Genomic DNA, 24,900 nt, shown 5'->3' with positions numbered 1-24,900 from the left:
CGTTCTTCTGCGTTCCGGATCAGGCGCGGCGGCCCGGCTGGCCCATCCACTGGTGGACCTGGTCGATGGTGGGCAGGGTCGAGCCCTCGTCGCATTGCAGCACCAGCAGGTCGCCGGCCACCACTTGCGCGAGCGCTGCCTCGACCGCCTGGCGGCGCGAGCCTTCGTCGATGATCTTGGTCACGCGGCGGCCTTCGTACAGGCCCTGCTTGAGCAGCGCGCGGGCTTCGGCGTCGGGCAGCGCGCTCTCCACGGAGCGGTCCTCGCACAGGAACACGCGGTCGAAGGCGGCGCCCAGGATCTTGCCCTGCCGGACCATGTCCTCGTCGCGGCGCGGCAGGCCGGCGCCGTACACCACCACGCGGCGCTCGGTCGGGAAGCGCTCCAGCGCCGCCACCAGCGCTTCCAGCGCGGGGGCGTTGTGGGCGTCGTCGATCACCACGATGGCGCCGTTGCGCTCGAACAGCGTGAAGCGGCCCGGCACGTCCACCTGGCCCACGTCGAACGTCACCACGCCGGCGCGGATCAGGTCGTGCGAGATGCCCAGCGCCCAGCCGGTGGCCACGGCCGCCAGCACGTTCTCGACCTGGAAGGCCACGCGGCCGGCGTAGGTGAGGGGAATCGCGGCGACGTCGGCCAGCGGCGTCTCGCGGCTGCCGGTGGCCAGCACCACCTTGCCGTCGCGCACGAAGACCGCGCGTTTGCCGGCCGCGCGGTGCGCGGCGATGGCGGGCAGGTCGGCCGACAGGCCGAAGAAGATCACGTCGCCGTCGCACAGCTCGGCCATCTCGACCACCAGCGGGTCGCGCGCGTTGAGCACGGCCACGCCGCCGTCGAGCACCACGTCGACCTGGGTGCGCAGCACGTTGTACATCTTGCCGATTTCCTCGACGTAGTACTGGCCGAGGTGGTCGGGCACGTCGATGTTCGTGACCACGCCGACCTGGCAGCGGTCATAGGCGAGGCCCTGGGAGAGGATGGCGCCGCTGTCGTTCTCGAGCACGGCGGCATCGACCGCGCGGTTCATCAGGATGCGGTGCGCGGCGTCCCAGTTGGCGCGGTCGCCGGCTTCGACCTGGCGGCGGTCCAGGTAGAGGCCGTCGCTGCAGGCCAGGCCGGTGTGCTTGCCGGACAGTTGCAGCAGGCGCGCCACCAGCTTGGCCACCACGGTCTTGCCGTTGGTGCCGGTGATGCCGACCACCGGGATGCGGCCGTTGTCGTCGCCTTCGCCGGCGGGGAACAGGTGGTCCACCACGGCGCGTCCGACCGGGCGCGCCTCGCCGTTGGAGGGCTTGAGGTGCATCAGCAGGCCGGGGCCGGCGTTGACCTCGACGATGGCGCCGCGCTGCTCGGCGAGCGGGCGCGAGATGTCCTGCGCCACCAGGTCCACGCCGGCGATGTCCAGGCCCACCACGCGGGCGGCCAGCGAGGCATGCGCGGCCACGCTCGGGTGCACGCGGTCGGTCACGTCGAAGGCGACGTTGCCGTTGCGCTGGATCAGCACGTGCTTGCCTTCGGGCGGCACCGAGCTGGCGTCATAGCCCTGGCGCCTGAGTTCCAGGCGCGCGGCGGAATCGAGGCGCACCTTGTTGAGCGGATGGTCCTCGGTGCTGCCGCGGCGCGGGTCGGAATTGATCTGCAGCTCGATCAGCTCGTCGATAGTCGAGCGGCCGTCGCCGGTCACGCTGGCGGTCTCGCCCATCGCGGCGGCCACCAGGCGGCCGCCCACCACCAGCAGGCGGTGTTCGTTGCCGGGCACGAAGCGCTCGACGATGACGCCGCTGCCTTCGTCGATGGCCACCGCGTAGGCGGTCTCGACTTCCTCGCGCGTGGTCAGGTTGGTGAACACGCCGCGGCCGTGGTTGCCGTCGTAGGGCTTGACCACCACCGGCACGCCGATGTCCTCGGCGGCGTCCCAGGCGTCGGCGGCGCTGTCCACCAGGCGGCCTTCGGGCACGGGCACGCCGCACGATTCGAGCAGGCTCTTGGTCAGGTCCTTGTCGCGCGAGATGCTCTCGGCGATGGCGCTGGTGCGGTCGGTCTCGGCGGTCCAGATGCGGCGCTGGCGGCTGCCGTAGCCGAGCTGCACGAGGTTGCCCTCGGACAGGCGGATGGCGGGGATGTCGCGGTCGTCGGCGGCGTCGACGATGCACGCGGTGCTGGGCCCCAGGCAATGCTTGTCGACCAGGCGGCGCAGGTGGTCCACGGCCGCCTGCACGTCGTAGGGGCGGTCCTCGATGGCGGCCATCACCAGGTCGCGCGCGGAGAACAGGGCGGCGCGCGTGACTTCCTCGTGCCAGGCGCGCACCACCACCTTGTAGACGCCGCGGATCGGGGTCTCGCGCGCCTTGCCGAAGCCGCCGGGCATGCCGGCCAGGTTCTGCAGCTCGAGCGTGACGTGTTCGAGGATGTGGCCGGGCCAGGTGCCTTCCTTGAGGCGCTGCAGGAAGCCGCCGCGCTCGCCGATGCTGCAGCGGTGCTCGATCAGCGAGGGCAGCCAGGCCGACAGGCGCTCGTAGAATCCCGGGATGGTGTTGGAGGGAAAGTCCTCCAGTTCCCCGATGTCGACCCACGCCTCCAGCACAGGCCGATATGTCCACATATTCGGGCCGCGCAGCGACATGACATCGAAAATCTCAATGTCCTTCTTTTTCATTGATTTAGCTTGAGGCAGTGGGCGAGTGCCCGAGAAATAGAAGCCTAACCTTTCAGTAACGTTACAACGGTCAGCCGGTTGACTTTCTTGATTAAAAAGCGATTGTGCAGTGCATCAGGAGCGCCCGTGCGTTTGGCCTTATGTATATACTGCGGGCAAATTGGCGGGCCGCCAGGGCGCGCCCGCGCTAAATTGTTTCAAGTTATGTCCATGTCCAGGGGACGCAGCATGCTGTGCCAACGATGACCCAACCTTCCTTGCCCGCGATTGATACCGACGCCCCGAACGAACCGTGGCGTAACGAACTCGGCACCCGTCTGGTGCCCGGCGAGGCCGTCCTGGCCTGGCTGGCGGTGGATCTCGACGCGAGGCTGCATTTTACCCAAGGCTGGGTGCTTGTGACGGATCGTCGACTGCTGGCCCGCACGTCGGGCCAGGGCGACTGGCAGGAATGGGCGGTCCAGCCCGGATTATCGCTGCATCACGCCGATCATGCCGGCGTCGGCACGCTCGAGCTGCAGCAGGCCGGCCGCCTGCTGGCAAGCTGGCGCTACACGCTGGGCCACAACCCGGCCGCGCTGCGCCTGATCGACCAGTTCCATGCCCGGCGCGACCTGCCGCAGGCAGGCGCCCAGGGGCTGCCCGGCGCCGAGGCGGTGTGCCCGACCTGCAAGGCGCCGCTGTCGCCGGACGACGAGCAGTGCCCGCAGTGCAGCCGCGACCTGGAGACGCCGCCCTCGACCTGGGCGCTGCTGCGCCTGTGGCGTTTTGCCCGGCCGTACCGCTTCGAGCTGCTGGCCGGTTTCCTGCTGACGCTGCTGTCGACGGCCGCCACGCTGGTGCCGCCGTACCTGACCATGCCGCTGATGGACAACGTGCTGATTCCGTTCCAGAACGGCGTGCCCATCGACTACGGCCGGGTCAAGCTCTACCTCGCCGGCCTGCTGGGCGCGGCGCTGGTGGCGTGGAGCCTGGGCTGGGCGCGCACCTACCTGCTGGCGCGGGTGTCGGAGCGCATCGGCGCCGACCTGCGCACCACCACCTACGAACACCTGCTGCGCCTGTCGCTGGAGTATTTCGGCGGCAAGCGCACCGGCGACCTGATGGCGCGCATCGGCTCGGAAAGCGACCGCATCTGCGTGTTCCTGTCGCTGCATCTGCTGGATTTCGCCACCGACGTGCTGATGATCGTCATGACGGCGGCCATCCTGATCTCCATCAACCCGTGGCTGGCGCTGGTGACGCTGGTGCCGCTGCCGTTCATCGCGTGGATGATCCACCTGGTGCGCGACCGCCTGCGCCACGGCTTCGAGAAGATCGACCGGATCTGGTCCGAGATCACCAACGTGCTGGCCGACACCATCCCGGGCATCCGCGTGGTCAAGGCCTTCGCCCAGGAAAAGCGCGAGGTCGAGCGCTTCCGCGAGGCCAACCGCCACAACCTGGCCATCAACGACCGCGTCAACGCGGTGTGGTCGCTGTTCACGCCGACCGTCACGCTGCTCACCGAGATCGGCCTGCTGGTGGTGTGGATCTTCGGCATCTGGCAGGTCTCGCACAACGCCATCACGGTGGGCGTGCTGGTGGCCTTCCTGACCTATATCAGCCGCTTCTACACGCGCCTGGACTCGATGAGCCGCATCGTCTCGGTCACGCAGAAGGCGGCCGCCGGCGCCAAGCGCATCTTCGACATCCTCGACCACGTCTCGAGCGTGCCGGAGCCGACCCGGCCCGTGCACCTGGAGCGCGTGGAAGGCGCCATCGAGCTGCGCGACCTGGGTTTCCGCTATGGCAACCGCGCGGTGATCCGCGGGCTCAACCTGTCGATCGCGCCGGGCGAGATGATCGGCCTGGTGGGGCACAGCGGCTCGGGCAAGAGCACGCTGGTCAACCTGATCTGCCGCTTCTACGACGTCTCGGAAGGCGCGATCCGCGTCGACGGGGTGGACATCCGCTCGCTGCCGGTGTCGGAGTTCCGCCGCCACATCGGGCTGGTGCTGCAGGAGCCGTTCCTGTTCTTCGGCACCATCGCCGAGAACATCGCCTACGGCAAGCCCGGCGCGACCCGCGAGGAGATCGTCGCGGCCGCGCGCGCGGCCCACGCGCACGAGTTCATCCTGCGCCTGCCGCACGGCTACGACTCGCTGGTCGGCGAGCGCGGCCAGGCGCTGTCCGGCGGCGAGCGCCAGCGCATCTCGATCGCGCGCGCGCTGCTGATCAACCCGCGCATCCTCATCATGGACGAGGCCACCTCGTCGGTGGACACCGCCACCGAGAAGGAAATCCAGAAGGCGCTCGACAACCTGGTGCAGGGCCGCACCACGATCGCCATCGCGCACCGCCTGTCGACGCTGCGCAAGGCCGACCGGCTGGTGGTGATGGACCGCGGCCAGATCGTGGAAGTGGGCGGACACGAGGAGCTGCTGGCCCGCGAAGGCGCCTACTACAAGCTCTACCAGGCGCAGGCCCGCAACGTCGACACCGACGCGGACCCGAGCCTCGATACCGCCGCAGCGGCCAACGTGTAAGCAGGCAGCCTCCATGCAACGACACGAGCAACAACAGCAGCAAGCCGACTTCAAGCTTGCGCGCAACGCGCTGGGCCGCCTGGTGATGACCACGGCGGACGGCACCGTGCACGAAGGCGTGGTGCCGGTGCGCGCGTTTCCGATCGCCGCGCCCGACGACGGCGTCGGCATCATCAGCGCCGACGGCCGCGAGCTGGCCTGGCTGCCGCGCCTGGATACCCTGCCCGCGCCGCTGCGCGAGATGATCGAGGCCGAGCTGGCCAGCCGCGAGTTCATGCCGGAGATCCGCCGCATCCGCTCGGTGTCGACCTTCGCCACGCCCAGCACCTGGGAAGTGGAAACCGACCGCGGCGTCACCTCGCTGGTGCTGCGCGGCGAGGAAGACATCCGCCGCCTGGCCGGCGCCACGCTGCTGATCTCCGACAGCCACGGCATCCACTACCTGCTGCGCAACCTGGCCGGACTGGACAAGGCCAGCCGCAAGCTGCTCGACCGTTTCCTGTAAGCGCGCGGCCCGGGCGGCCGCCTCCGGCCGTCAGTGCTTGCCGGTGAAGATCATGCCGGCCTGGCGGTCGGCGCGCATCACGAACAGGTAGAGCTGGCCGAGCGTGGGCAGGCTGTGCGTGGTGGTGGGGTCGTAGTAGGCAATGCCCGTCATCGTCGTGTTCGGGTAGCGGCACGGCGCCGCGCCGAACTGCAGGCTGACGTTGTAGACCTTGCCCTGGCGCCGCGGCGTCGCGGTGCCCGTGAACGCGCATCCCGCGCCGGCGTCCACGGTGATGTTGCCGGTGGCGTCGACGTGCATGGTGATGCCGTCCGAGCGCATGCCGCTGGTGTCCAGCGCCACCGCGCTGCCCGAGTAATCCCCCCGCAGCCCGTCCACCGTGGCGATGTAGTTGTAGTCCGTGCTGTAGTTCGCGGTGAACGCCGTATTGCGCGCGTTGCGGTAGGTCAGTTGCGTCTGCATCAGCGTGCTGGGCACGAAGCTGCCGTTGAAGTTCGCGGCCGTGAGGTTGTAGCCGGCCGCTTCCAGGTTGAAGTCGAGCCCGTTGTTGTTGGTGGTGAGCGTGTCGTTGTTGCTGCTGTAGTTGCCGGTGATCACGCCCATCGGCACATCGGGCACGCCCGGCGCCGAATAGAAGATGTAGAAGGCGTTCTCGTCGAGCACCAGCACGTTGACGCGCTGCCCGTCCGGCGTGCTGCCGTTGAAGATGCCCGTGCCGATGGCATTGGTGTCGGGCGCCGGCGGCACCACCGGGGTGACGGGGGTGACGGGCGTGGTGGGGTCGGTCGGCGTGCTGCCGGCCGCTGGCGGCGTGCGCACGAGCGCCAGCCCGCTGTCGTTGTCGCCCGAGCCGCCGCATCCCGCGAGGACGAGCGAGATGGCCGCCGCGCCGATGATTCTCTTCATGTTGCCTCTTGCCGGTTCCGTTTTTTGCCCGGACGAAGCGTACGCCGTCCGGTCGTCGAAAAAAATATCGACTGTAACAGACGATTACAATTTCGCGGCGGCCTCGCGCGGAAGCGGGTGGAGCTTCAGGCCCGGGCCGCCCGCCTGCCCGGCTTGCCCGGCTCCGCGGAGGCGGGCGGCGCGCGTTTCACGCCCGGCGGCATCGGCTGCGACTGCAGCGTGTCCTGCAGCAGGTCCAGCAGCAACTGGGCGCTCGGCGCGAGCGCGCGCAGCGGGCGCGACATCACGCAGATCTCGCGCGTGAGGGTCGGTTCCTGCAATTCCTTCCAACGCAGTGCCTTGTTGCTGTTGCGCTGGAACGAGAGCGCCGGCAGTACCGCGTAATAGTCGCCGCTGGCCAGGACATCGAACAGGTAACTGGTGCTCTCGACTTCGTCGTGATCCTCGTTGAAGGGCGCGAACGAAGGCATGTGCAGGCGCAGGAAATGGCCGATCGCCGTGTCCGCGTTGAAGCCCACATAACGTCCCCAGGTGAGGTCGGACCACCTGACCGGCCGCTTGAGCGCGGCGATCGGCGTGTCGCAATGGCAGACGACGCCGTAGGTATCGGTCATCAGCGGCGTGTACGTCAGCTCGTCGTTGTCCTGGTAACGGCTGTCGATGGCGAAGTCGACCTCGCCTTCCGCCACCAGGCGCTCGGTCTCCTGCGCCGCGGGATTCCGCAGCGAAATGGTGATGTGAGGGTACTGGCGGCGAAACTGCTGCAGCACCGGCACCAGGAACTGGCTAATGACCGAGGCCGCCGCGCCGATCCGTATATGGCCGCGTTCGCCCTGGGCCAGGGCCAGCATGTCCGAGACGGCGCTGTCCAGTCCATTGACCAGCCGTTCGGCCTCCGCCAGGAACCCCGCGGCGTGCGCGGTGAGCGTGACGCGGCGGGTCGTCCGGTCGAACAAGCGCACGCGCAGGCCCGCTTCCAGTTGCTGGATCGTCGCGGTCAGCGCCGAAGGGGTGACGCAGAGACGATGCGCCGCGGCCACGAACGAGCCGGTCTGCGCCACGGTCAGCAGCGCGCGAAGCTGTTTGATGTTGACGTTATGCGCCAAGGCCCGCTCCCATCCCGAATCCGGCCCGCGCCGGCCCGTGGGTCGCCGCATATGATTATTCAATTTATTTTTATAATGATTATAAAAAATTCGTTTGTCAATAATTATGGGCATTCATAGACTGCGGAGCTACGAACTACTCGCCGCATCCAGGCAGTCTTATGCCAACGAAGTCATCGAATTCGGTCCAGCACGCACGCGGGCAGACGATTGCCGAGAAGCTGCTGTCGCGCGCGGCGAATCACGCCGTCCATGCCGGCGACCTCGTGATCTGCCAGCCCGATGCCGCCATGGGGACCGACGGCTCCATTCCCATGGCGCTGCAATATTTCCGGACCATGCAGGACGACGGCGGCCTGCCCCCGCCGGCGTTTCCCGAGCGGTTGGTTTTTGCGCTGGACCACTATGGCGCGTCCTCCGGCGAGCGGGCGCTTGTGCTGCAGGAGACGGCGCGCGACTTCGCGCGCAAGGCCGGCATCTGCGTCTTCGAGACCGGCGAGGGGATCGGGCATCAGCTGATGCTGGAGCGCGGCCGGGTGCTGCCGGGCCAGCTGGTGGTCGGGGCCGATTCACATGCCGTCTCCTACGGCGCGCTCAACGCATTCGGCAGCGGGATCGGCTCGTCCGACCTCGCCGGGATTTTCCAGTGCGGCCAGATCTGGCTCAAGGTGCCGGCGTCGATCCGGATCGTCCTGCATGGGCGGCTTCCGCACTACGCAAGCGCCAAGGATGTCGCGCTGACGCTGGCCCGGCGGCTGGGCGCGGGAGGCGCGAACTATTGCGCGCTGGAGTTCGCCGGCCCGGGCGTCGCCACGCTCGACATCGACGACAGGATCGTGCTGGCGAACATGTCCGTGGAAATGGGCGCGAAGGCGGGCATCTTTCCGCACGACCAGGCGACGGATGCCTGGCTGGCTTCGCGCACGAGCACCGCCTATGTTCCCGCCGTCGCGGACGCGGATGCCGAGTACGAGCAGATCATCGAGGTGAACCTGGACGACATCGTGCCCCAGGTCGCCCTGCCACATCGCGTGGACAACGTGACCGACGTGGCGGACAGCGCCGGCACGCGGATAGACATCGTCTATCTGGGGACATGCACCGGCGGGCGTCTCAAGGACTATCGGGAAGCCCTTGACGTGCTTTGCGCGGGGCGCGGCATCGCCGACGGCGTTCGCCTCATCGTGACGCCGGCCTCCAGAGAGATACAGCGGGAACTCGAACGCAGCGGCATGGCGGAGTCGTTCCGCCGCCTCGGCGCCGAATTTCAGGAACCGGGCTGCGGCTCGTGCTGCGGGACCTGCGGCGCGATTCCCGGCGACGGGCAGAAGGTGCTCTCGACCGCGAACCGCAATTTCAAGGGCCGCATGGGCAACCGCGAGGCGGAAATCTTCCTGGCGTCGCCGCGCATCTGCGCCCAGGCCGCGCTGACCGGCAGGCTGGAAGACATGGAGCGCACGCAATGATGGCGCTCGGGGAATCCGCCGGCGAGACGCTGCAGGGACGCGCCCGCGTGCTCGGGGACGACGTCAACACCGACTACATCATCTCGTCGAGCCGCAAGAAGAACAGCGTCGATCCCGACGTCCTGCGCCATTACCTGTTCGAGGATCTCGATCCGTCGTTCGCGGCGAGCGTGCGGGACGGCGACATTCTCGTCGCGGGACAGAACTTCGGGTGCGGCTCCGCGATGGAGGTCGCTGTCACGACCGTTCTCGGCGCCGGCATCAAGGCGGTGGTCGCCAGGAGTTTCGCCAGGACGTACTGGCGCAATGCAATCAACAACGGGCTGCTGCTGGTCACGGGCGACGCGCGGGACCTGCGGGAGGGCGAGTCCCTGCGGATCCGCATGACCCGCGACAGGGCATGGCTGGAAGCCGGAGACGGCCAGCGGCGTATCGAATGCGAAGCCGTTCCCGAAATCGTCCATCTGCTGCGGCGCGAGGGCGGCCTGATTCCCTACCTGAAGCGCCATCGCCGGCTCCCCGGGTTCGACGGCGATGCGCGACGCGCCGATGCCGCCGCGCGTGCGGGGGGCGCGCCGACCTGAGCGTGCCGGTCCCGGCCAGGACCCCACGCGCGCCCCGTTCGCCGGGCTTCCCGCCGCACTCCCGCATCCTGATGACGACCCTGTTCTCGGCCTGAACCGTCCTCGTTGACGACCGCCTCACCCCGCAAGGAAACACCAAGACATGAAACACATATCGATCGGCGTAGATATCGGCGGCACCTTCACCGACATCGTCGCGCTCGACTATCAGAGCGGCAGGATCCACGCCAAGAAGGTCCTTACCGCCTACGCCGATCCGACACAGCCCGTCATGGACGGCATCGAGGCCCTGCTGCGGGAGAACGGCTTTCGCGCCGCGCAGGTCGGCCGCTTCGTGCACGCGACCACGCTGTTTACGAATGCGCTGATCGAAGGGAAGGGCGCCAGGACGGGGCTTCTTACCACCGCCGGCTTCGGCGATGCCATAGAGATCGGGCGCGAGCGCCGCTACGATCTCTACGATGTGCACATCGACGGGCCGCAGAGCCTGGTGCCTCGCCATCTGCGCGCGGAGATCGCCGCGCGCATCGATGCGGCGGGCATCGAAGTCACGCCGCCCGACCGCGGCGAGACGCTGGCGGCGGTCGGCAAGCTGGTTGCGCAGGGGGTCGATTCGCTGGCCATCTGCCTGCTGCACGCCTACGTGAACCCGCGGCACGAGGCGCAGGTCGCGGCGTGGATTGCCGAGGCATTCGGGGAGATCAGCGTCTGCATCTCCAGCGCGATCGCCCCCGAGATCCGCGAATACGACCGGGTCTGCACCACCGTCGCCAACGCCTGCGTTCAACCCATCGCGCGCAGCTATCTCGACCGGCTGGAGCACAGGGTGAAGGCGATCGGCATCGATTGCGGCGTCCTGATGATGCTTTCCAACGGCGGGCTCTCCGCCGTGGCCGAGGCCAGGCGAAAGCCCATCGACCTGCTTGAGTCCGGGCCGGCGGCCGGTGCGATCTCGGCGGCCTGGTCCGGAAGCCGCAACGACCGCACGAGCCTGCTCGCGTTCGACATGGGCGGCACCACCGCCAAGCTCTGCCTGGTCCAGGACGCCAGGCCGGCGGTGGCATACGGCTTCGAGGCGGCGCGGCGCAAGCGCTTTTCCGAGGGCAGCGGCATCCCGATCAAGATCACCACGGTGGACCTGATCGAGATCGGCGCGGGCGGCGGCAGCATCGCGCGTTCCGACAGCATGAAGTTGCTGAAGGTCGGACCGGAGAGCGCCGCATCCGAGCCCGGCCCCGCGTGCTTCGGCCGCGGCGGAACGCAGCCGACGGTGACCGACGCCAATGTCGTCCTCGGTTATCTCGACCCGAAATCGTTCGCCGGCGGCGCCATCCCGATCGACGTCGCCAGGGCCGACGCGGCCCTGCAGGCGCTGGGCAGGACGATCGGCATGGACGGGGCGGTCATCGCGCAGGGCATCCACGACATCGTTGCCGAGAACATGGCGGGCGCGGCGCGCGTGCATATTGCCGAACGGGGCCATGACCCGCGCCGGTTCGACATGGTGTGCACCGGCGGCGGCGGTCCGCTGCACGGGTATGCCGTGGCGCGCAAGGTAGGCATCGGCACGCTGATCGTTCCGCCGGCCGCCGGCGTGGCTTCCGCGATCGGCCTGCTGGTTGCCCCGGCACGCGCCGACCGCTCCCGGACCGCGATTTTCCAGCCCGCTGACGGCGACCTGGCCGATCTGGAAGCGAGCTTCGACAAACTCGCCGGCGAGGCGCGCGGCTGTCTCGAAGAACTGAAGGACGGCTTCGGCGCGATCGCGGTGAAGCGCTACGCCGACGGCCGTTTCATCGGCCAGGGCTTCACGCTCACCTTGCAGCTTCCCGATGGGCCATACGCCGGCCCGGGCGTCGACGCGCAGCCGGTGCGGGCGGCGCTGCTCGCGGCCTTCAACAGCGCGTACAGCGAGAAATTCGGGCGCACGCCGCCCAACGTGCCGGTCGAGCTGGTCAGCCTGCGCGTTTCCGCGCTTGCCTACCCGAACGAGACCTTTGCCCCGGCCGCGCTGGCGCAGCGCAGCCAGTCGACGGCGCAGGGTTTCCGGCGGGTTTTCTTCGAGGAGGCCGGCGGCTTCATCGACACGGCAATCTATGCCCGCGGCGAGCTCGCCGTGAATGCGGTTCTGCAGGGGCCACTGCTGGTTGTCGATGCTGACTCGACGCTGGTCGTGGGGCCGGGAGGAACGCTGGTCCAGTCCGAGACCGGCAACCTGATCGTGAACATTCACTGAACTGCGGAGCATCTATCCATCATGCACGGCCAAACCTCCCCGGGACGTGAACTCACGCCCATCTTTCTCGAAGTCTTCTGGACCCGCGTCCGTTCCATCGTCGATGAAGCCGCCAAGCTCATCGTGAGGACCTCGTTCTCCACGCTGTCTTCGGAAGCCAACGACTTCGCGGTGGTCCTGACCGATGCGCGGGGACGCTCGCTGATCGAGAACAGCGGCAGCATCCCGTCGTTCATCGGCACGCTCCCGGCAACGGTGCGGCACGCGATCGAGGTCATCGGTATCGACGCGATGCGCGAAGGGGATGTCTACATCACCAACAATCCCTGGCACGGAACGGGCCACCTGAACGATTTCTGTTTCGTCAGGCCGGTCTTCCACCGCGGGGCGCTCGTCGCATTCGCGGCCACGGCCGCCCACATGCCCGACATCGGCGGGCGCATCCGTTCGGTGGATGCCAGGGAAATCTTCGAGGAAGGTTTCCAGATCCCGCTGATGTACCTGCTGCGCGAGGGACGGGCGGATGCTTCCCTGATCAGCCTGCTTCGCGCCAACGTGCGGACGCCCGACCAGACCGTGGGCGACCTCTGGTCGCAGGTGGGCGCTACCGAGCTGGTCGACCGCCGCGTCAACGAAGTCATGTCCGAATACGGCCTGTCGACCACGGAGGACATCGCCGAAGCCTTGTTCGCGCGCAGCGACCGAGCCATGCGCGACGCCCTGGCGGCGTTACCCGACGGTGAATACGTCTACGAAATGCAGACGGACGGATTCGAGTCGCCGTTCACCTACAAGGTGCGCGTGACGATCGCCGGCGAGACCATCGACATCGATTTCGACGGCACGAGCCCGCAGCAGGCCAAGGGCATCAATTGCGTTCTCGCCTACACCTATGCCATGTCCGTGTATGCGATCAAGAGCCTCCTGATTCCCGACCTGCCCAACAATGACGGCCTGTTCCGCGGGATCACGGTCCGGGCGCCGGCGGGTTCGCTGCTCAACCCCGTGTTTCCCGCCGCGGTGGGCGGCCGGGCCTGCACCGGGCACTACGTTCCCAGCCTGGTGTTCGGCGCATTGCAGGGCGTGCTGCCGGAGCGCGTGATGGCCGGCGTGGGCTCGCCCCTGTGGATTGTCAACATGAGCGGCGTGCGCAAGAACGGCCGGCCGTTTACTTCCGTGTTGTTCTTCAACGGGGGCATGGGGGCGACGGCGGAAAAAGATGGCGTGAGCGCCACGTCCTGGCCGAGCAACATCTCGTCCACCCCGGTGGAGGTCGCCGAGCGCGAAAGCCCGTTCTTCTTCAAGTACAAGCGCCTGATACCGGCATCGGGCGGTGCCGGCAGGCACCGCGGCGGCCTAGGGCAGGAAATTTGCTTTCAGAGCCTGCACGAAGGTCCGCTGAACGTCGTGTTCCTGACCGAGCGGATCCGGCACCCGGCCCAGGGGATCGCAGGCGGGGAGCCCGGCGCGTGCGGTGCCGTCCAGATCAACGGCGAGGATGTCGATTCCCGCCGTCCGCACATAGTCAAGCGAGGAGACGAAATCGTCCTGAGGACACCCGGTGGAGGTGGCTATGGCCCCCCGTCGGAGCGGACCGAAGCCGCCAGAGCAGCGGACGCCCGGCAGGGCTATCGATAGCCTTTCACACACATCAAGGGAAAAACATGAAACCCGCAAGATCCAGATCAGCAAACCGCGCCCGGCTCGTTGCGAAGGCGCTCGCTTGCATCGCCGTGGCTGCCACCACGACGATGGCACAGGCGCAGCCCGCGAATTATCCGCAGCAGCCGGTTCGCGTCGTGGTGCCGTTTCCGCCTGGTGGCGTCGCCGACATGATTGCCCGGCTGCTCATGACCGGTATTTCCCAGAACATCCGCCAGAGCATCGTCATCGACAACCGCGGGGGAGCCAGCGGCTCCATCGGCACCTCGGTGGTCGCGCACTCGAAACCGGATGGGTACACCTTGCTGATGGTGCTGGATACTTTCGCGATCAACCCCTTGATCTACGAAGACGCGAACTATGCCAACAAGGATTTCGCGCCGATCTCGATGATCACGCAGTCGCCGATGGTCCTGCTCGCCAACCAGAATCTCCCCGCCAAGTCCGTCGGCGATCTCACCAGACTGGCCAAGGCCAAGCCGGGCACGCTCAACTTCGCCTCGGTCGGCCCGGGAAGCGCGAGCCACCTGACCGCCGAGATGTTCGACGCCAGGCAGGGCGTCAAGATGACGCACGTCCCGTACAAGGGTGGTGCGCCGGCACAGACCGCCCTCATGTCCGGCGAAGTCGACATCATGTGGGGGTCGACGCCCTATGCGCTGAGTGTCGTCCGTGCCGGCAAGACGAAGGCGATCGCGCAGGCCAGCAAGACCCGCAGCGCTGTCTTCCCCGACCTGCCGACGACCGCGGAACAGGGCATGCCGGATTTCGAGGCCATCGGCTGGTCCGGGTTGCTCGCACCGGCCGGGACGCCGCCCGAGGTGATCAAGTTCTGGAATGAACAGTTGACGAAGGTCATCCAGGACCCCAAGGTCAAGAAGCAGATGCTGGAACAGGGCCTCGACATCAAGCTTTCGACCCCAGACGAGTTCGGCAAGTACATCGATGGTCAGACGAAGATGTGGAAGAAGCTGATCGAAGAGCAGCACATTCCGGTTTCATGATCCTCATGGCCTGATGCCGCGGGTTCCCGGCATCAGGCTCCGGCAAGGCGCCGTGCGAGCCTGCCCGGTTGTGCGGGCAGATTCATCCTGGCCGGGCGGCGCGGGCACCGGGGGGGGGGCAGTGTCGAGGGACGCGATTTCCTTGTCTTCGAACCGGCACCCGGGTCGCCACCATTTGCCGCCGCGGCTGGGAGTATCCGGGGCGGAACCATTTTGTGGCAATCGGTTGTCCCGGAAACCATCCCATATGCGCGGGCCGTAAAGAAACGCCCCGGCACCACGTGGAACGCCAAATCCCGTGAAACCAAAGAAAAAGCCCGGATATACCGGGCTTCTGGAACGTCCAGGATTAACCTGGAACGAGTAATTGGTGGGCCGGCGTCAATCACATTTCGCCCGCCAAGCCGCGCCCATGGCCGGTCTCGATTTCTGAGTCGGAAAAGTTACCCCCAAAGTTACCCCCAGACTGGGCGTGCTGCCCCCTTGCGGTTGGCCCGCCTGATGGCCGGCCGGCCCCGCCGCCGGGCCGGTTGGCGCCTGCCGGCCGGGTGTTGGGAAATCTGGCCGGCGCGAAAGACCTTGGTGACACTGGTGACAGTCAGTGAAATCGCCCGCAAAGCCTTGATGGGCAACGATTGCGCTGTCACCAACTGTCTATGTGTTTTTTGGTGACACACCTATATTTTGGTGACAAATCTGGTGACAAGCCAAAAGTCGCCACGGTGGCATAAGGCTTTGCGGGCCGTTTCTTCCCGCAAACCCGCACGGGGGCGTGGGATTTGCTTTTTTGTTTCATTTGTGCTTGAAAATCTCTCAGGTTGCTCCCCGCTTCTGGTGCTGGGTCTATTCGAGCGTTCTTGGGACGCGGCGCGAGAGAAATTGCCCGTGCCCCGGCTGCCTGGCCGGCATCATGTGCTTGCTACAATCGGCCGTGCGGGGCCTAGGGCGGCCACCGAACGCCGGATACCTTCGCCGGCTGGCCTCGCATCCCCTGAAGGCGCATGGAGGGTGCGATATTGGATGAGACAGCGAGCCAGCAATTGGCTTGTTTTGATAGTCAGGCTGAGCGGCAGCGGCGTGTAGATCAGGCTCGCGCGCGGATCGAGGAGATTGATAGTCATCCGGCCGCGCGTATGCAGGATTGGATAGCCGAGCACGGTCCTGATAGTTCATTCAATGACTATCTTGCCGATGCGCACGCTAGGCGAAGTCGGGCCGTTGCGGAGCTGCGTAGTGCTGCGGACCCATTGGGGATGGGCAGGCCTCCGTTCTTTTTCATGGAAATAAACAGACAGCTCGGTGGCTTCCCATGGCGCGAGTACCAGGCGCGCATTGAATTTGAATCGCTGAGTTTCAAGGCACAGATAGCCGCTATGGCGTCCTACTCAAACCAGTTGCGCAACCAATTGGCTGGCATGGTGGCCTTCCAAGACCAGGTGCGCAACCAATTGGCTGGCATGGCGGAATTGAGCAACCAATTTTCTGGTGTGGCGAACTGGGTCAACGAAAATCGCACGCTTGTTAGCTCAGCGTCACGCTTTCATAAGCAGCTATCCCTCCAAAGCTTGTATGCGGACCGGGCATTCAACGTCCTATCAAGTCGTGAGGTGATAGGGCAGGCATTCGACGCCCTATCAGGTCGTCAGGCGATGGCTCAGGCATTCGACGCCCTATCGGGTCGCGAGGCGATGGACTGGGCACTCAATACTCAATTGGGGTTCGACGGCCGCGCCCCAGCTATCGTTCGTCTTCGACATGTTTCCGAGCATCGCGATGCAATAGACGTAGATGAACAGCGGGCGCTCGAGCTGCGCCAGACCATTATCGACGTTGAATCCGCGTCGGTACGCGACGAACCATCGGGGGTCACGTTGTGGCGTCGCGTGGTGCGGGCCGCGCTGGTCCAGGTCGGCCGGTGTGGCGATCTGAGTCCTATCTTGGCACTCAAGGAACAAGGTGTGCTGACGGCGGATGAGCTGTGGAGAGTGTTGGGCTATGCGAACACGCTGCTCCAGCGGCAGCGCAGTGCGACATCGACGGCCGCTGCTGATGTCCTAACGCTGTTAGCAGATCGAGGTAATGCAGACGATGATAGGCTGCCGACTGCTCGGCCGAGCGGAACTGAAAAGCGTCAGCAAACCGCTGCTGCTCGGGCGAGGCGAGCCGAAAAGAAGCAAGGCTATCTGGATCGTATTGCAGAGGACAAGCGGAAGGGGGTCAGCATCATGGCCAGAAGCTATGCATCGAGCCTAGCTACTGAACTGGGGCTGACCGTCGGCTATGTCCGCGAGTTACGCACTAAATTCTTGAGTGGCGGAGCGTCATCGTAGCGTGGTTACTGTCTCTGTAACCGCGTTCTGCGGTCAACAAGCGTGGTTACTGTTGTGAGCGGCTTTCAGTAGCCGCGTTTCGCTTCCTAGCATGTGGCATATACCGAGACGCGCAGGGCTGGCCTGTGTCGTGGCGGTTCATCTCTCAATGAGGCCACATTGCAAAACAAACCTGCTTCTGCCGCCCCTGCCAGCGGCCCTCTCTGGCGACTCTCGACCGTTACCGCTAAAACCGGGCTCTCCCGCTCGGAAATCTATCGCCGTATCGCTCGCAAGGCCTTCCCGCCTGGTGTTCGCCTCGGGGTGCGCTCGCGTGCTTGGAGCGCCGCCGAGGTTGAAGCCTGGATTGCCGCGCTTCCGATTGCGGAGTAGGCGGCATGACGCGACTTGTACCCTTCGACTACCAGGGCCAGCCAGTACGCTTTACCGATGACGGCTGGATCAACGCCACCGAAGTGGCGGCCCGCTTCGGCAAGCGCCTCGATAACTGGCTGAGAAGCTCGGACACGCAGGACTACATCGCCGCCTTGGCCGACACGCTCAAATCCCTCAATTCCGGGGATTTGATCCGTACCCGTCGCGGCAACAGCGGCGGCACCTGGCTGCATCCGAAGTTGGCGGTGCCGCTGGCCCGCTGGTGCGACGCCCGCTTCGCCGTCTGGTGCGACGCCCGCATTGATGACCTGCTGCGCGGCCCCGGCCTGGACGACTGGCGCGCACGCCGCGCCGATGCGGCCGTCGCCTTCCGTGCGATGACCGAAGCTGTGCTGATGAGCCGCCAACTCGATGGCAAGGCGGTGGAGACGCACCACTACAGCAATGAGGCGCGCCTAGTCGCGTGGGCACTGACCGGCGAGTTTGCGACCATCGACCGCAACACGCTGTCTGACGCCCAGCTCGGCCACTTGGCCATGCTAGAGACGCGCAATGCATTCCTTCTGGCACGTGGTCTGGAATATGCCGAACGCAAGGCGCTGTTGGCCGTCTACGCTGTCGAAATCGGCGTGGCACAGCAGGTACCGGCTCTCGATGCGACACACCAGGTGCGCCACCTGCCGCAGGATGCCCACTATGCCGCGTAACGGAAATAACAAAAAAAGCCGAACGCAAGCCGAATGCGAGCGCCTGCTGGCAGACCTGCGCCACGGGCCGCTCAATAGCGTGACTGCTGCCCGCGTCCATGCAATTCGCAACGTCTCGCACTGTGTGACCGAGCTGCGCAGACAGGGCCACCACATCACCGCGCGCATGGTGTGGCACGTCACGCCAAACGGCAAGCGCAGCAAGGTAGCGCGCTATTCGTTGGAGGTGGCATGACGGCTCGCGACAACACCTCATATGCCCAGCGTGTGCGCCTGCTCGATGCACTGCGTGTCGGCCCGGTGGATACCGTCTACGCGAGTCGGCAGCTCGACATCCTGCACCCGCCGCGCCGCGTCTTCGAATTGCGGGAGGAAGGCCACCACATTGTGATGACCTGGGAGGATCGTTTCACCGAGCAGGGCAAGCGGCATCGCGTCGGTGTGTACTCATTGGTCAAGGCCATGCCGCCGGTGCAAGGGGAACTGCTGTGATGGCCCTCTCGATCCGCGCCCGCCTGGTGGCCACGTTCGCCGCCTTGACGCTCGCCCGCTGTGCGCCCGAGCCCATCGCTCTGGTGCTGGCCACACAGGCCGGCCCGGCACTGGCGTTCGCCGTGGCCGCCAGCTCGCGCTATACTGTGCGCGTCGCTGCAACCACAGCGGCCGGGATTGGCGTCCCGTGTACAGGCGGACAACCGCCGCTCGGCGGTATTTTTTCGTCCGTCATGCCTTTGCGCGTCCTTTACGGGCGGGCCTGGGCAGGGGAGCCTTCGGGCTCGCCGGACCTGTACCCGGTACGCCAACCCTGCCTTGCGCCCGCCCACCCCGATTGGCGTCGGGGAGCGGGGTTGAAACCGCTCGTACAGGAGGCCGCACCATGGCCCAGTCTTCGCTCGCCCATACCGGGCAATCCCCCCTTCCCGAAATCCTCGCCATCGTCCGCACCGCCTTGCGCGATGCCGTGTCCGCTCGCACCGATCGCGAATCGCTCGATGTCGCCGGCGCCGCTCTTGTGGCGGTCGCTGAGCGCGTGCGTGCCCTGCAAACGGAGGTGCGCCATGCGTGAGCAAACCCCCGTGGTGCTGCGTCAGATGACTGCCCTGGCGGCATTCATGTACGACCCGGACGGCGGCGCATACGATGCACTCTCCGAACCATGCAGGGCCGAGCTACGCCAGGCATTTGAGCGGCTGTCGGCTGAGTCGCAGCAAATGGCGGTGGTGGGGGTGAATCATGGCTGACGTGTTGCAGTTTCCCCAGCTCATTTCCGCACCGGTTGTGCAAACCCGTGGCCCAGGCCGGTACCCGAAGTCGATCACGAACCTTCGCGCCATTATTTGGGACCGCCATTTGGCACGGGAGCGTGCACGTTCAGCATCGACGGAAAGCGATGCGCAGCACGAGATAACTCTCGATGGCCTGCTCCAGGAGTTCCACGAGGATCGAATGCTTATCGAGCGGCAAAGTGATGGCACATGGCGTTTCAGGGCATATGGGGTCTATACCGATCCGGCGTGCGCCATCAATGTCTTGTGGGGGTGCGCTCATCAGTTTGCGATTGCAGCGTGCGAAAGCGAGGTGCCAGCGTCCTGCGCCGTGCTCCCGTTCATCAGCAATCGCTCGGGGGCGCATCATGGATAACGCATCCGCCGTGGTCCTTACGCATCCGGCCTTTCATCGCTCTGCTGTGGACAACGAAGTCCGGCGTGGCCGACCGGCCGGCACTGTGAGCCTCGCGCTCGCCCGCCGGCGCCAGCTAGATCGCCGTGCCGAAGAGCGGCGCGTAGCTGAGTCCTTGCCCGGCGACGCCATCACGATCAACTTTAGCGCAAATGGCGACCTCGAATACAAGTTCAGTGGTCGTTTTCGGGAGTCGCTCCGAGAGATTGCCGCGGCCCTCGCGCAGGTATTGACCGCGGTGCTGGAGTAGGACGTCATGCTCAAATCTAGCACTTGCGAAGCCGCAAAAACTGAGTCGGTGAGGGGCGCGGTGCAACGCGCTGTGTATGCGCTTCACGGTTTGCGCTGGGCGGCCGGCTGCGCCCAGTCCAATGGCGATATTGATGCCTTCCTCTGCCTGGTGGACACCTTGCTGCCGCAGCTCGGGGTGGATCTGGAAACCGTGCACAGCGCCTTGGGCGGCAAGCCCATCGGATATTTCCCGGGCAGCGACACACAAGGGGAAGTGAGATGACGGCACCGGGGCCGAATCGCAATCAACATGAGCATGAGCGCGGGGCCATCGCTGCGCTGCGCTTCCTGCGCGCCTGGCGAGCGCAAACCCGGCAGGCATCCGATATGGCCTCGCCACCCCTGCGGCATGAGTTGGCCAGGCTGGGTGATCGCTCGCCGGCATTTCAGTGCGGCTGGATAGATGGTATCGGCGCCTTCGTCGTGAGCGCGCTGGAAGGCTCCGTGCTCGATGTGGAGCGCTGGCGCGTACTGCGAGACTTGGCGGACGTGAAAGACCGTGGGGAGGGCGTATGAAAGCATCTCGTGATAGCGGTGCGGCACGGCGCCGCTGGGAGGATGGCCGCTACATGGCTCGCCGTCGTCAGCCACACCAGGCCGGCGAGGCCGCACGCCTGGCGCAGCTCGATGCGTTGCGCGAAGCCCTGGAAGAGGCTGGTGATGACCTGATGCATCTGATGCAGTTATGCGCAGCGTTGCGGTTGCTGGTGCAGGACAACGCGGCCGGCCACGTTGTCGATGTGGTGCATTCGATGGTGTGCCACCTGCTTGATGACGTGGGCCAGTGTCTCAATACGCAGTTTCAGCCGCTCGACAAGGGAGAGCAGCTATGAATCAGACCAGTCGAACCAAAACGGCCGTGATCCCGGCCATTGCGCACGCCCCTGCGCGGGATGCCCATGTGTCGCTTGTCCACCAGTGGGCCGTCGATGTGGGCATTGCCACGGCAGATGACGCACTGTCGCAGCTCGGCACTATCCCGCTGCACGTGTTCGTGCCGGGTTGTGCAGCCCGCTTTCAGGACGTTGTGCAACAGGCGGCGGCTGACGTGGGGCGGGTGGTGTCGGCCGCCGATTTGCGGGCCTCTGTCGATGCCTACGTGGCGGGCCTGCTGGGTCGCCTGCAGCAATACCTGCTCGCCGGCCTGGCCGATCCTACGCACGCCGCTGGGCGCGTCGCCGCGCGCCTGCACTAGGAAATCAACGCTATGAATGAACGATACATGCTGGCCCCTAACGGGGCCGGCGGGGTGCCCTCGTTCCTACGAATGGAGGGCGCGACCTGATGCAATACGAACACACGACGGATAAGATTCGTGCGGCCCTGGCCTGCATCCCCGCCGAAGAGCGGGACCTGTGGGTACGCATGGGCATGGCGCTCAAGCACGAGTTTGGGGACGATGGTTGGCAGCTCTTCAGCGATTGGAGCGAGACGGCCTCCAACTACGATGGGACCGCCGCTGCCGCGACTTGGAAGAGCTGCAAGGCCTCGGGTGGGGTCACGATCGCCACGTTGCTACACGAGGCCATGTCACGCGGCTTCGACCCGAAGCGTTATGGACCGGCGCCAGTCCGGTCGGCCGAAGAAGCGGCGCGTCGCGATGCTGAGCGCAAACAGCGTGAGGCGGATGCACAGGCCGAGCAGGCCGGGCAGCAGCGCCAGGCCGCGGCGACGGCGGTTGATCTGTGGGCGGCGGCGGCCGAGTCGGGCCGTTCCCCTTATCTCCAGCGCAAGGGCGTGGAGGCCTACGGCGTGCGCTTCGGCAAGGGCTGTGTCCTGGTGCCGGCGCGCGATGCGGGCGGCGAGCTGTGGAACGTGCAACGCATCTACGGCAAGCCGCTGCGAGACGGTAACGACAAGGTTTTCCTGAAAGGTGGAAGAGTCTCGGGCTGCTATCACCTGATCGGCACGCCCGCGCCGCAAGGCTGGATTCTGGTGGCGGAGGGCTATGCCACCGGGGCAACACTGCACCAGGTGAGCGGTTTGCCCGTTGCAGTGGCGTTCAATGCGACCAATTTGCGGCACGTGGCGCAGACGATGCGGCAGCTCTTCCCCGATGCTCCGCTGCTGGTCTGCGCCGATGATGACCGCGATACGGAAGCGGAGACCGGCAAGAATCCGGGCCTCGTCGCGGCCAAGGATGCCGCGCGATGTGCACGGGCGGCGATGGTGAAGCCCGAGGGTTTGCCGGAGGGTGGCAGTGACTTCAATGATCTGGCTTGCGCTCTTGGGGCTGAACAGGTGCGGCAGCAGCTCGACGCGGCCATGCGGCCAGTGTCCCCGCCTGTCAGCGGATCGACAGGCGCACCGGAAGGCGCGGCAAGCCAGCCGGCGCGGCCCACAGGCGCGAAACGCGGCGCCGAAGAGGGTAAGGGCGCCGTGAGGGATGAAAATGCCACCACGGGCCGCAAATCGAAGCGGCCGGCGCGCGGCGCGGGCAAGGCCTGGTTCGATGTGAATGATGGAGGGGTTTGGCATCATGGGTATTCCGACCAGGGCGACCCATTGCCACCGTACTGGGTGTGCTCCCGCCTCGATGTCACGGCCGGCACGCGGGACGACTCGGACGGCGAATGGGGGTGGCTGCTGGAGCTGAGCGACCCGGATGGCAATCACAAGCAATGGGTGATGCCCAAGCGCATGGTGTCGGGGGACGGCAACGAGTACCGGGCCGCGTTGCTGTCGATGGGGCTCGACGTGGCTCCCAGCTCGAAGGCCAAGACGCTACTCACGACCTACATTCAGACACAGGGGCGAGAGGTGGAGGCTCGGGCTAGATGTGTGGATCGCATTGGTTGGCATGGTGGTGCCTTCGTGCTGCCGGATCGCACGATAGGCCAGGTGGACGGCGAAAGGGTGCTGTTCCAATCTGCTGCCGGCATTGTGTCGCAGTTCAAGCGGCGCGGGTCGCTCGCGGAATGGAAAGAACAGGTCGCAGCCCTATGCATCGGCAATACCCGGCTGACCTTCTGCACCTCGGCCGCTTTCGCTGCGCCGCTGCTGCACCATGCGGGTTTGCAGTCGGGTGGCTTTCACCTGGTGGGTGACAGCTCCAGCGGCAAAACCACGGGTTTGCGTGTGGCAGCATCGGTGTTCGGCGGCCGTGACTATGCGCGGAGCTGGCGTGCCACGGATAACGCCCTGGAGTTGACCGCGGCCCAGCATTCGGATGCGCTGCTGATCCTGGATGAAATCGCGCAGGTCGATCCGAAGATCATCGGTGACACGGTGTACATGTTGGCCAATGAGGCGGGCAAGGGGCGCGCGACGCGCACCGCCACTGCACGTCCGGCGCTGACCTGGCGGGTGCTGTTCCTGTCCGATGGCGAAATCAAACTATCCGACCACATGGCCGAGGCGGGCAAGGCGACGAAATCGGGGCAGGAAATCCGGCTTGCCAACATCCCGGCCGATGCGGGCAAGGGTCTTGGCGTATTCGATGACCTGTGTAGCTTCGCCTCGGGTAAGGCCTTGTCGGATCACTTGCAGGAAGCCACGCGGAGCTACCACGGCATCGCCGGTATGGCGTTCATTGAATGGGCGGTGGACAATCAGGCCACGCTAGCGGAGGACCTGCGCAGCGGTGTGGGCGACCTGGTGAACGATTGGGTGAATGGAGACGCGCATGGCCAAGTGTACCGTGTCGCATCCCGCTTTGCACTGGTGGGTGTGGCCGGCGAGCTGGCCACCGATGCCGGTCTGACGGGCTGGCCCGTGGGTTGGGCCACGTCCGCCGCGCGGACCTGCTTTGATGCGTGGCTGGAAGAGCGGGGCGGCGCCGGCAGCGGTGAGCACAAGTCGATGGTTCGGCAGGTACGCAGCTTCCTGGAGCTGCACGGCGATGCGCGCTTCGTGTGGATGAACCGGGCGGCCGATGACCACAAGCCCAACACCATGCACCGTGCGGGCTTCAAGCGCCTGGTGACTGGCGACGGCAAACCGATCAACACGAATGCCGACTACCTGCGTTCCTTTGGCGACAAGATGGGCCATGAGGAAGCGGAGGCCGCTGCGTGCGAGTACTTCGTGCTGCCGGAGGTGTGGCGCAAGGAAGTGTGCAAGGGGTACGACCACAAGGCGGTGGCATCCCTGTTGATCGCGATGGGCGTGCTACAGCACGAAGAAAAGAGCGGGCGGCCAGACAAGCTGATGCGTGTTCCTGGTATGGGCCGAGCGCGGGTGTACAGCATTGGCTCGGCAATTTTCGAGCTGGATCTATGAGCGCCATCCGCACCAGGGCTGACTATCGACGGATGCGAGCTCGCTGGCGCCGGCTGCTGCATCGTGCCAGGGTCTGCGCGTCGCTCGATCTGATGGAAGCTGGTGCCGCCTATCTGGCGTGTGCGGAGTGGATCGAGCAAAGCTATCCCTTTCTCCAGCTCGCCCGCTTGGCTGCCCGGCACGATCCACTGCTCCTACCTGTGCGGTGCCGCCTGGATGCATGGCGCACCGACCTCGATATTCTGTTCTGAGGGCATCGGGAGCCGGTGCGACGCCGTGCGCCCTTCGCCTTTGGAACTCTCCCGCGGCGGCAGTGATCCGGCGTGCTTGCCAGCGGGCCACAGGCCTGCCGCCCGATGCATATCTAATGATGACGGTGGCCAGCGCTTCGACGTGGCCGTGCGGGCCGCACAGCGGCCGCTACCGGGGCAGCGGTGGCGGCGTGGCAGAGCTGCCTTTCGCGCCGTGGCTGGCGGGCTGCTGGCCAGCACCAGGACCATGCGGCCCGGTGGCGTAGCTAGGGCCAGCGGCAGCAGCTCGCCACCCGGCGCCAGCGGCGCCGTTCGTCCTTCACGATAGATTGGTGGTGATGCACTTGAGCGCCCGCCAGCGGGCCGCAGGCGCGCCGGCCGACACGTACCAG

25 protein-coding genes are annotated in these 24,900 nt (G+C 66.1%); 21 read left to right on the top strand and 4 right to left on the bottom strand.

Annotation, left to right across the window (positions count from 1 at the left end; all coding sequences use genetic code 11):
• Positions 1–19 precede the first annotated feature (19 nt).
• The gene (cphA, locus tag AC3WXD_RS14960; RefSeq protein ID WP_020200962.1) at positions 20–2,656 is read right to left on the bottom strand and encodes a cyanophycin synthetase; all 2,637 of its coding nucleotides are present in this window, start codon (positions 2,654–2,656) and stop codon (positions 20–22) included.
• A gap of 242 nt (positions 2,657–2,898) precedes the next feature.
• On the opposite strand from cphA, the gene AC3WXD_RS14955 reads away from it, so the two are divergent.
• The gene (locus tag AC3WXD_RS14955) at positions 2,899–5,184 is read left to right on the top strand and encodes a cyanophycin metabolism-associated ABC transporter (RefSeq protein WP_029043177.1); all 2,286 of its coding nucleotides are present in this window, start codon (positions 2,899–2,901) and stop codon (positions 5,182–5,184) included.
• A 13-nt stretch (positions 5,185–5,197) separates the two neighbouring features.
• On the top strand, positions 5,198–5,689 hold the full coding sequence (locus AC3WXD_RS14950; protein WP_020200964.1) for a cyanophycin metabolism-associated DUF1854 family protein: 492 nt from the start codon (positions 5,198–5,200) through the stop codon (positions 5,687–5,689).
• A gap of 30 nt (positions 5,690–5,719) precedes the next feature.
• On the opposite strand, the gene AC3WXD_RS14945 is transcribed toward AC3WXD_RS14950, so the two are convergent.
• Both AC3WXD_RS14945 and AC3WXD_RS14940 read right to left on the bottom strand, forming a co-directional pair.
• On the bottom strand, positions 5,720–6,595 hold the full coding sequence (locus tag AC3WXD_RS14945) for a hypothetical protein (protein WP_059410780.1): 876 nt from the start codon (positions 6,593–6,595) through the stop codon (positions 5,720–5,722).
• A 125-nt stretch (positions 6,596–6,720) separates the two neighbouring features.
• Positions 6,721–7,701, bottom strand: coding sequence for a LysR family transcriptional regulator (locus tag AC3WXD_RS14940; protein WP_492324063.1), 981 nt, complete (start codon positions 7,699–7,701; stop codon positions 6,721–6,723).
• 161 nt (positions 7,702–7,862) lie between these two features.
• Here AC3WXD_RS14940 and AC3WXD_RS14935 point away from each other — a divergent pair, with 161 nt between their 5' ends.
• The 12 genes from AC3WXD_RS14935 to AC3WXD_RS14880 all read left to right on the top strand — a co-directional run bounded on the left by AC3WXD_RS14935 (position 7,863) and on the right by AC3WXD_RS14880 (position 19,306).
• The gene (locus AC3WXD_RS14935; RefSeq protein WP_020200967.1) at positions 7,863–9,167 is read left to right on the top strand and encodes a 3-isopropylmalate dehydratase large subunit; all 1,305 of its coding nucleotides are present in this window, start codon (positions 7,863–7,865) and stop codon (positions 9,165–9,167) included.
• The gene (locus tag AC3WXD_RS14930; RefSeq protein WP_492324062.1) at positions 9,164–9,751 is read left to right on the top strand and encodes a LeuD/DmdB family oxidoreductase small subunit; all 588 of its coding nucleotides are present in this window, start codon (positions 9,164–9,166) and stop codon (positions 9,749–9,751) included. Before AC3WXD_RS14935 ends, AC3WXD_RS14930 begins: the two co-directional genes overlap by 4 nt.
• A 142-nt stretch (positions 9,752–9,893) precedes the next feature.
• Positions 9,894–11,987, top strand: a complete 2,094-nt coding sequence (locus tag AC3WXD_RS14925) for a hydantoinase/oxoprolinase family protein (protein WP_492324061.1) — start codon at positions 9,894–9,896, stop codon at positions 11,985–11,987.
• 21 nt (positions 11,988–12,008) lie between these two features.
• Positions 12,009–13,625: a hydantoinase B/oxoprolinase family protein gene (locus AC3WXD_RS14920; protein WP_059410785.1), complete on the top strand. Its 1,617-nt coding sequence runs from the start codon at positions 12,009–12,011 to the stop codon at positions 13,623–13,625.
• Positions 13,626–13,651: 26 nt separating this feature from the next.
• On the top strand, positions 13,652–14,653 hold the full coding sequence (locus tag AC3WXD_RS14915; protein ID WP_492324060.1) for a tripartite tricarboxylate transporter substrate binding protein: 1,002 nt from the start codon (positions 13,652–13,654) through the stop codon (positions 14,651–14,653).
• 1,001 nt (positions 14,654–15,654) lie between these two features.
• The gene (locus tag AC3WXD_RS14910) at positions 15,655–16,983 is read left to right on the top strand and encodes a hypothetical protein (protein WP_492324059.1); all 1,329 of its coding nucleotides are present in this window, start codon (positions 15,655–15,657) and stop codon (positions 16,981–16,983) included.
• A gap of 93 nt (positions 16,984–17,076) precedes the next feature.
• Positions 17,077–17,355 (top strand): helix-turn-helix transcriptional regulator, encoded by a 279-nt coding sequence (locus AC3WXD_RS14905; RefSeq protein WP_492324058.1) that lies wholly within the window; start codon positions 17,077–17,079, stop codon positions 17,353–17,355.
• A 5-nt stretch (positions 17,356–17,360) separates the two neighbouring features.
• On the top strand, positions 17,361–18,065 hold the full coding sequence (locus tag AC3WXD_RS14900) for a KilA-N domain-containing protein (RefSeq protein WP_492324057.1): 705 nt from the start codon (positions 17,361–17,363) through the stop codon (positions 18,063–18,065).
• Positions 18,055–18,300, top strand: coding sequence for a helix-turn-helix domain-containing protein (locus AC3WXD_RS14895; RefSeq protein ID WP_492324056.1), 246 nt, complete (start codon positions 18,055–18,057; stop codon positions 18,298–18,300). The genes AC3WXD_RS14900 and AC3WXD_RS14895 overlap by 11 nt, the downstream gene beginning before the upstream one ends.
• Positions 18,297–18,557, top strand: a complete 261-nt coding sequence (locus AC3WXD_RS14890; protein WP_492324055.1) for a helix-turn-helix domain-containing protein — start codon at positions 18,297–18,299, stop codon at positions 18,555–18,557. Before AC3WXD_RS14895 ends, AC3WXD_RS14890 begins: the two co-directional genes overlap by 4 nt.
• Before the next feature lie 385 nt (positions 18,558–18,942).
• The gene (locus tag AC3WXD_RS14885; protein WP_492324054.1) at positions 18,943–19,131 is read left to right on the top strand and encodes a hypothetical protein; all 189 of its coding nucleotides are present in this window, start codon (positions 18,943–18,945) and stop codon (positions 19,129–19,131) included.
• Positions 19,124–19,306, top strand: a complete 183-nt coding sequence (locus AC3WXD_RS14880; protein ID WP_492324053.1) for a hypothetical protein — start codon at positions 19,124–19,126, stop codon at positions 19,304–19,306. Before AC3WXD_RS14885 ends, AC3WXD_RS14880 begins: the two co-directional genes overlap by 8 nt.
• A 130-nt stretch (positions 19,307–19,436) precedes the next feature.
• Here AC3WXD_RS14880 and AC3WXD_RS14875 read toward each other — a convergent pair whose 3' ends face one another.
• On the bottom strand, positions 19,437–19,700 hold the full coding sequence (locus tag AC3WXD_RS14875) for a hypothetical protein (RefSeq protein WP_492324052.1): 264 nt from the start codon (positions 19,698–19,700) through the stop codon (positions 19,437–19,439).
• Here AC3WXD_RS14875 and AC3WXD_RS14870 point away from each other — a divergent pair.
• The 7 genes from AC3WXD_RS14870 (at position 19,699) to AC3WXD_RS14840 (ending at position 24,508) form a co-directional block, all read left to right on the top strand.
• On the top strand, positions 19,699–19,995 hold the full coding sequence (locus AC3WXD_RS14870; protein ID WP_492324051.1) for a hypothetical protein: 297 nt from the start codon (positions 19,699–19,701) through the stop codon (positions 19,993–19,995). The genes AC3WXD_RS14875 and AC3WXD_RS14870 overlap by 2 nt on opposite strands.
• Positions 19,996–20,001: 6 nt before the next feature.
• Positions 20,002–20,259, top strand: coding sequence for a hypothetical protein (locus AC3WXD_RS14865; RefSeq protein WP_492324050.1), 258 nt, complete (start codon positions 20,002–20,004; stop codon positions 20,257–20,259).
• On the top strand, positions 20,256–20,552 hold the full coding sequence (locus AC3WXD_RS14860; RefSeq protein WP_492324049.1) for a hypothetical protein: 297 nt from the start codon (positions 20,256–20,258) through the stop codon (positions 20,550–20,552). Before AC3WXD_RS14865 ends, AC3WXD_RS14860 begins: the two co-directional genes overlap by 4 nt.
• Positions 20,549–20,869: a hypothetical protein gene (locus AC3WXD_RS14855; RefSeq protein ID WP_492324048.1), complete on the top strand. Its 321-nt coding sequence runs from the start codon at positions 20,549–20,551 to the stop codon at positions 20,867–20,869. Before AC3WXD_RS14860 ends, AC3WXD_RS14855 begins: the two co-directional genes overlap by 4 nt.
• The gene (locus AC3WXD_RS14850; RefSeq protein WP_492324047.1) at positions 20,866–21,231 is read left to right on the top strand and encodes a hypothetical protein; all 366 of its coding nucleotides are present in this window, start codon (positions 20,866–20,868) and stop codon (positions 21,229–21,231) included. Before AC3WXD_RS14855 ends, AC3WXD_RS14850 begins: the two co-directional genes overlap by 4 nt.
• An 89-nt stretch (positions 21,232–21,320) precedes the next feature.
• Positions 21,321–24,257 carry a DUF927 domain-containing protein gene (locus tag AC3WXD_RS14845; RefSeq protein WP_492324046.1) on the top strand — a complete coding sequence of 979 codons (2,937 nt, stop codon included), beginning with the start codon at positions 21,321–21,323 and terminating at the stop codon, positions 24,255–24,257.
• On the top strand, positions 24,254–24,508 hold the full coding sequence (locus AC3WXD_RS14840) for a hypothetical protein (RefSeq protein WP_492324045.1): 255 nt from the start codon (positions 24,254–24,256) through the stop codon (positions 24,506–24,508). Before AC3WXD_RS14845 ends, AC3WXD_RS14840 begins: the two co-directional genes overlap by 4 nt.
• Positions 24,509–24,900: the final 392 nt, after the last annotated feature.

Source organism: Cupriavidus sp. FW216-B1, assembly GCF_058789195.1.
This window is presented reverse-complemented; position numbering and strand designations above follow the sequence as displayed.

Excerpts from the sequence above, each read along its gene's own strand:
- AC3WXD_RS14890 (WP_492324055.1), top strand. The coding sequence starts at position 18,297 with ATGACGGCTCGCGACAACACCTCATATGCCCAGCGTGTGCGCCTGCTC.
- AC3WXD_RS14840 (WP_492324045.1), top strand. The coding sequence starts at position 24,254 with ATGAGCGCCATCCGCACCAGGGCTGACTATCGACGGATGCGAGCTCGC.
- AC3WXD_RS14865 (WP_492324050.1), top strand. The coding sequence starts at position 20,002 with ATGCTCAAATCTAGCACTTGCGAAGCCGCAAAAACTGAGTCGGTGAGG.
- AC3WXD_RS14915 (WP_492324060.1), top strand. The coding sequence starts at position 13,652 with ATGAAACCCGCAAGATCCAGATCAGCAAACCGCGCCCGGCTCGTTGCG.
- AC3WXD_RS14895 (WP_492324056.1), top strand. The coding sequence starts at position 18,055 with ATGCCGCGTAACGGAAATAACAAAAAAAGCCGAACGCAAGCCGAATGC.
- AC3WXD_RS14910 (WP_492324059.1), top strand. The coding sequence starts at position 15,655 with ATGGAGGGTGCGATATTGGATGAGACAGCGAGCCAGCAATTGGCTTGT.
- AC3WXD_RS14875 (WP_492324052.1), bottom strand. The coding sequence starts at position 19,700 with ATGATGCGCCCCCGAGCGATTGCTGATGAACGGGAGCACGGCGCAGGA.
- AC3WXD_RS14955 (WP_029043177.1), top strand. The coding sequence starts at position 2,899 with ATGACCCAACCTTCCTTGCCCGCGATTGATACCGACGCCCCGAACGAA.
- AC3WXD_RS14885 (WP_492324054.1), top strand. The coding sequence starts at position 18,943 with ATGGCCCAGTCTTCGCTCGCCCATACCGGGCAATCCCCCCTTCCCGAA.
- AC3WXD_RS14850 (WP_492324047.1), top strand. The coding sequence starts at position 20,866 with ATGAATCAGACCAGTCGAACCAAAACGGCCGTGATCCCGGCCATTGCG.
- cphA (WP_020200962.1), bottom strand. The coding sequence starts at position 2,656 with ATGAAAAAGAAGGACATTGAGATTTTCGATGTCATGTCGCTGCGCGGC.
- AC3WXD_RS14945 (WP_059410780.1), bottom strand. The coding sequence starts at position 6,595 with ATGAAGAGAATCATCGGCGCGGCGGCCATCTCGCTCGTCCTCGCGGGA.
- AC3WXD_RS14950 (WP_020200964.1), top strand. The coding sequence starts at position 5,198 with ATGCAACGACACGAGCAACAACAGCAGCAAGCCGACTTCAAGCTTGCG.
- AC3WXD_RS14930 (WP_492324062.1), top strand. The coding sequence starts at position 9,164 with ATGATGGCGCTCGGGGAATCCGCCGGCGAGACGCTGCAGGGACGCGCC.
- AC3WXD_RS14920 (WP_059410785.1), top strand. The coding sequence starts at position 12,009 with ATGCACGGCCAAACCTCCCCGGGACGTGAACTCACGCCCATCTTTCTC.
- AC3WXD_RS14860 (WP_492324049.1), top strand. The coding sequence starts at position 20,256 with ATGACGGCACCGGGGCCGAATCGCAATCAACATGAGCATGAGCGCGGG.
- AC3WXD_RS14880 (WP_492324053.1), top strand. The coding sequence starts at position 19,124 with ATGCGTGAGCAAACCCCCGTGGTGCTGCGTCAGATGACTGCCCTGGCG.
- AC3WXD_RS14845 (WP_492324046.1), top strand. The coding sequence starts at position 21,321 with ATGCAATACGAACACACGACGGATAAGATTCGTGCGGCCCTGGCCTGC.
- AC3WXD_RS14925 (WP_492324061.1), top strand. The coding sequence starts at position 9,894 with ATGAAACACATATCGATCGGCGTAGATATCGGCGGCACCTTCACCGAC.
- AC3WXD_RS14855 (WP_492324048.1), top strand. The coding sequence starts at position 20,549 with ATGAAAGCATCTCGTGATAGCGGTGCGGCACGGCGCCGCTGGGAGGAT.
- AC3WXD_RS14935 (WP_020200967.1), top strand. The coding sequence starts at position 7,863 with ATGCCAACGAAGTCATCGAATTCGGTCCAGCACGCACGCGGGCAGACG.
- AC3WXD_RS14870 (WP_492324051.1), top strand. The coding sequence starts at position 19,699 with ATGGATAACGCATCCGCCGTGGTCCTTACGCATCCGGCCTTTCATCGC.
- AC3WXD_RS14900 (WP_492324057.1), top strand. The coding sequence starts at position 17,361 with ATGACGCGACTTGTACCCTTCGACTACCAGGGCCAGCCAGTACGCTTT.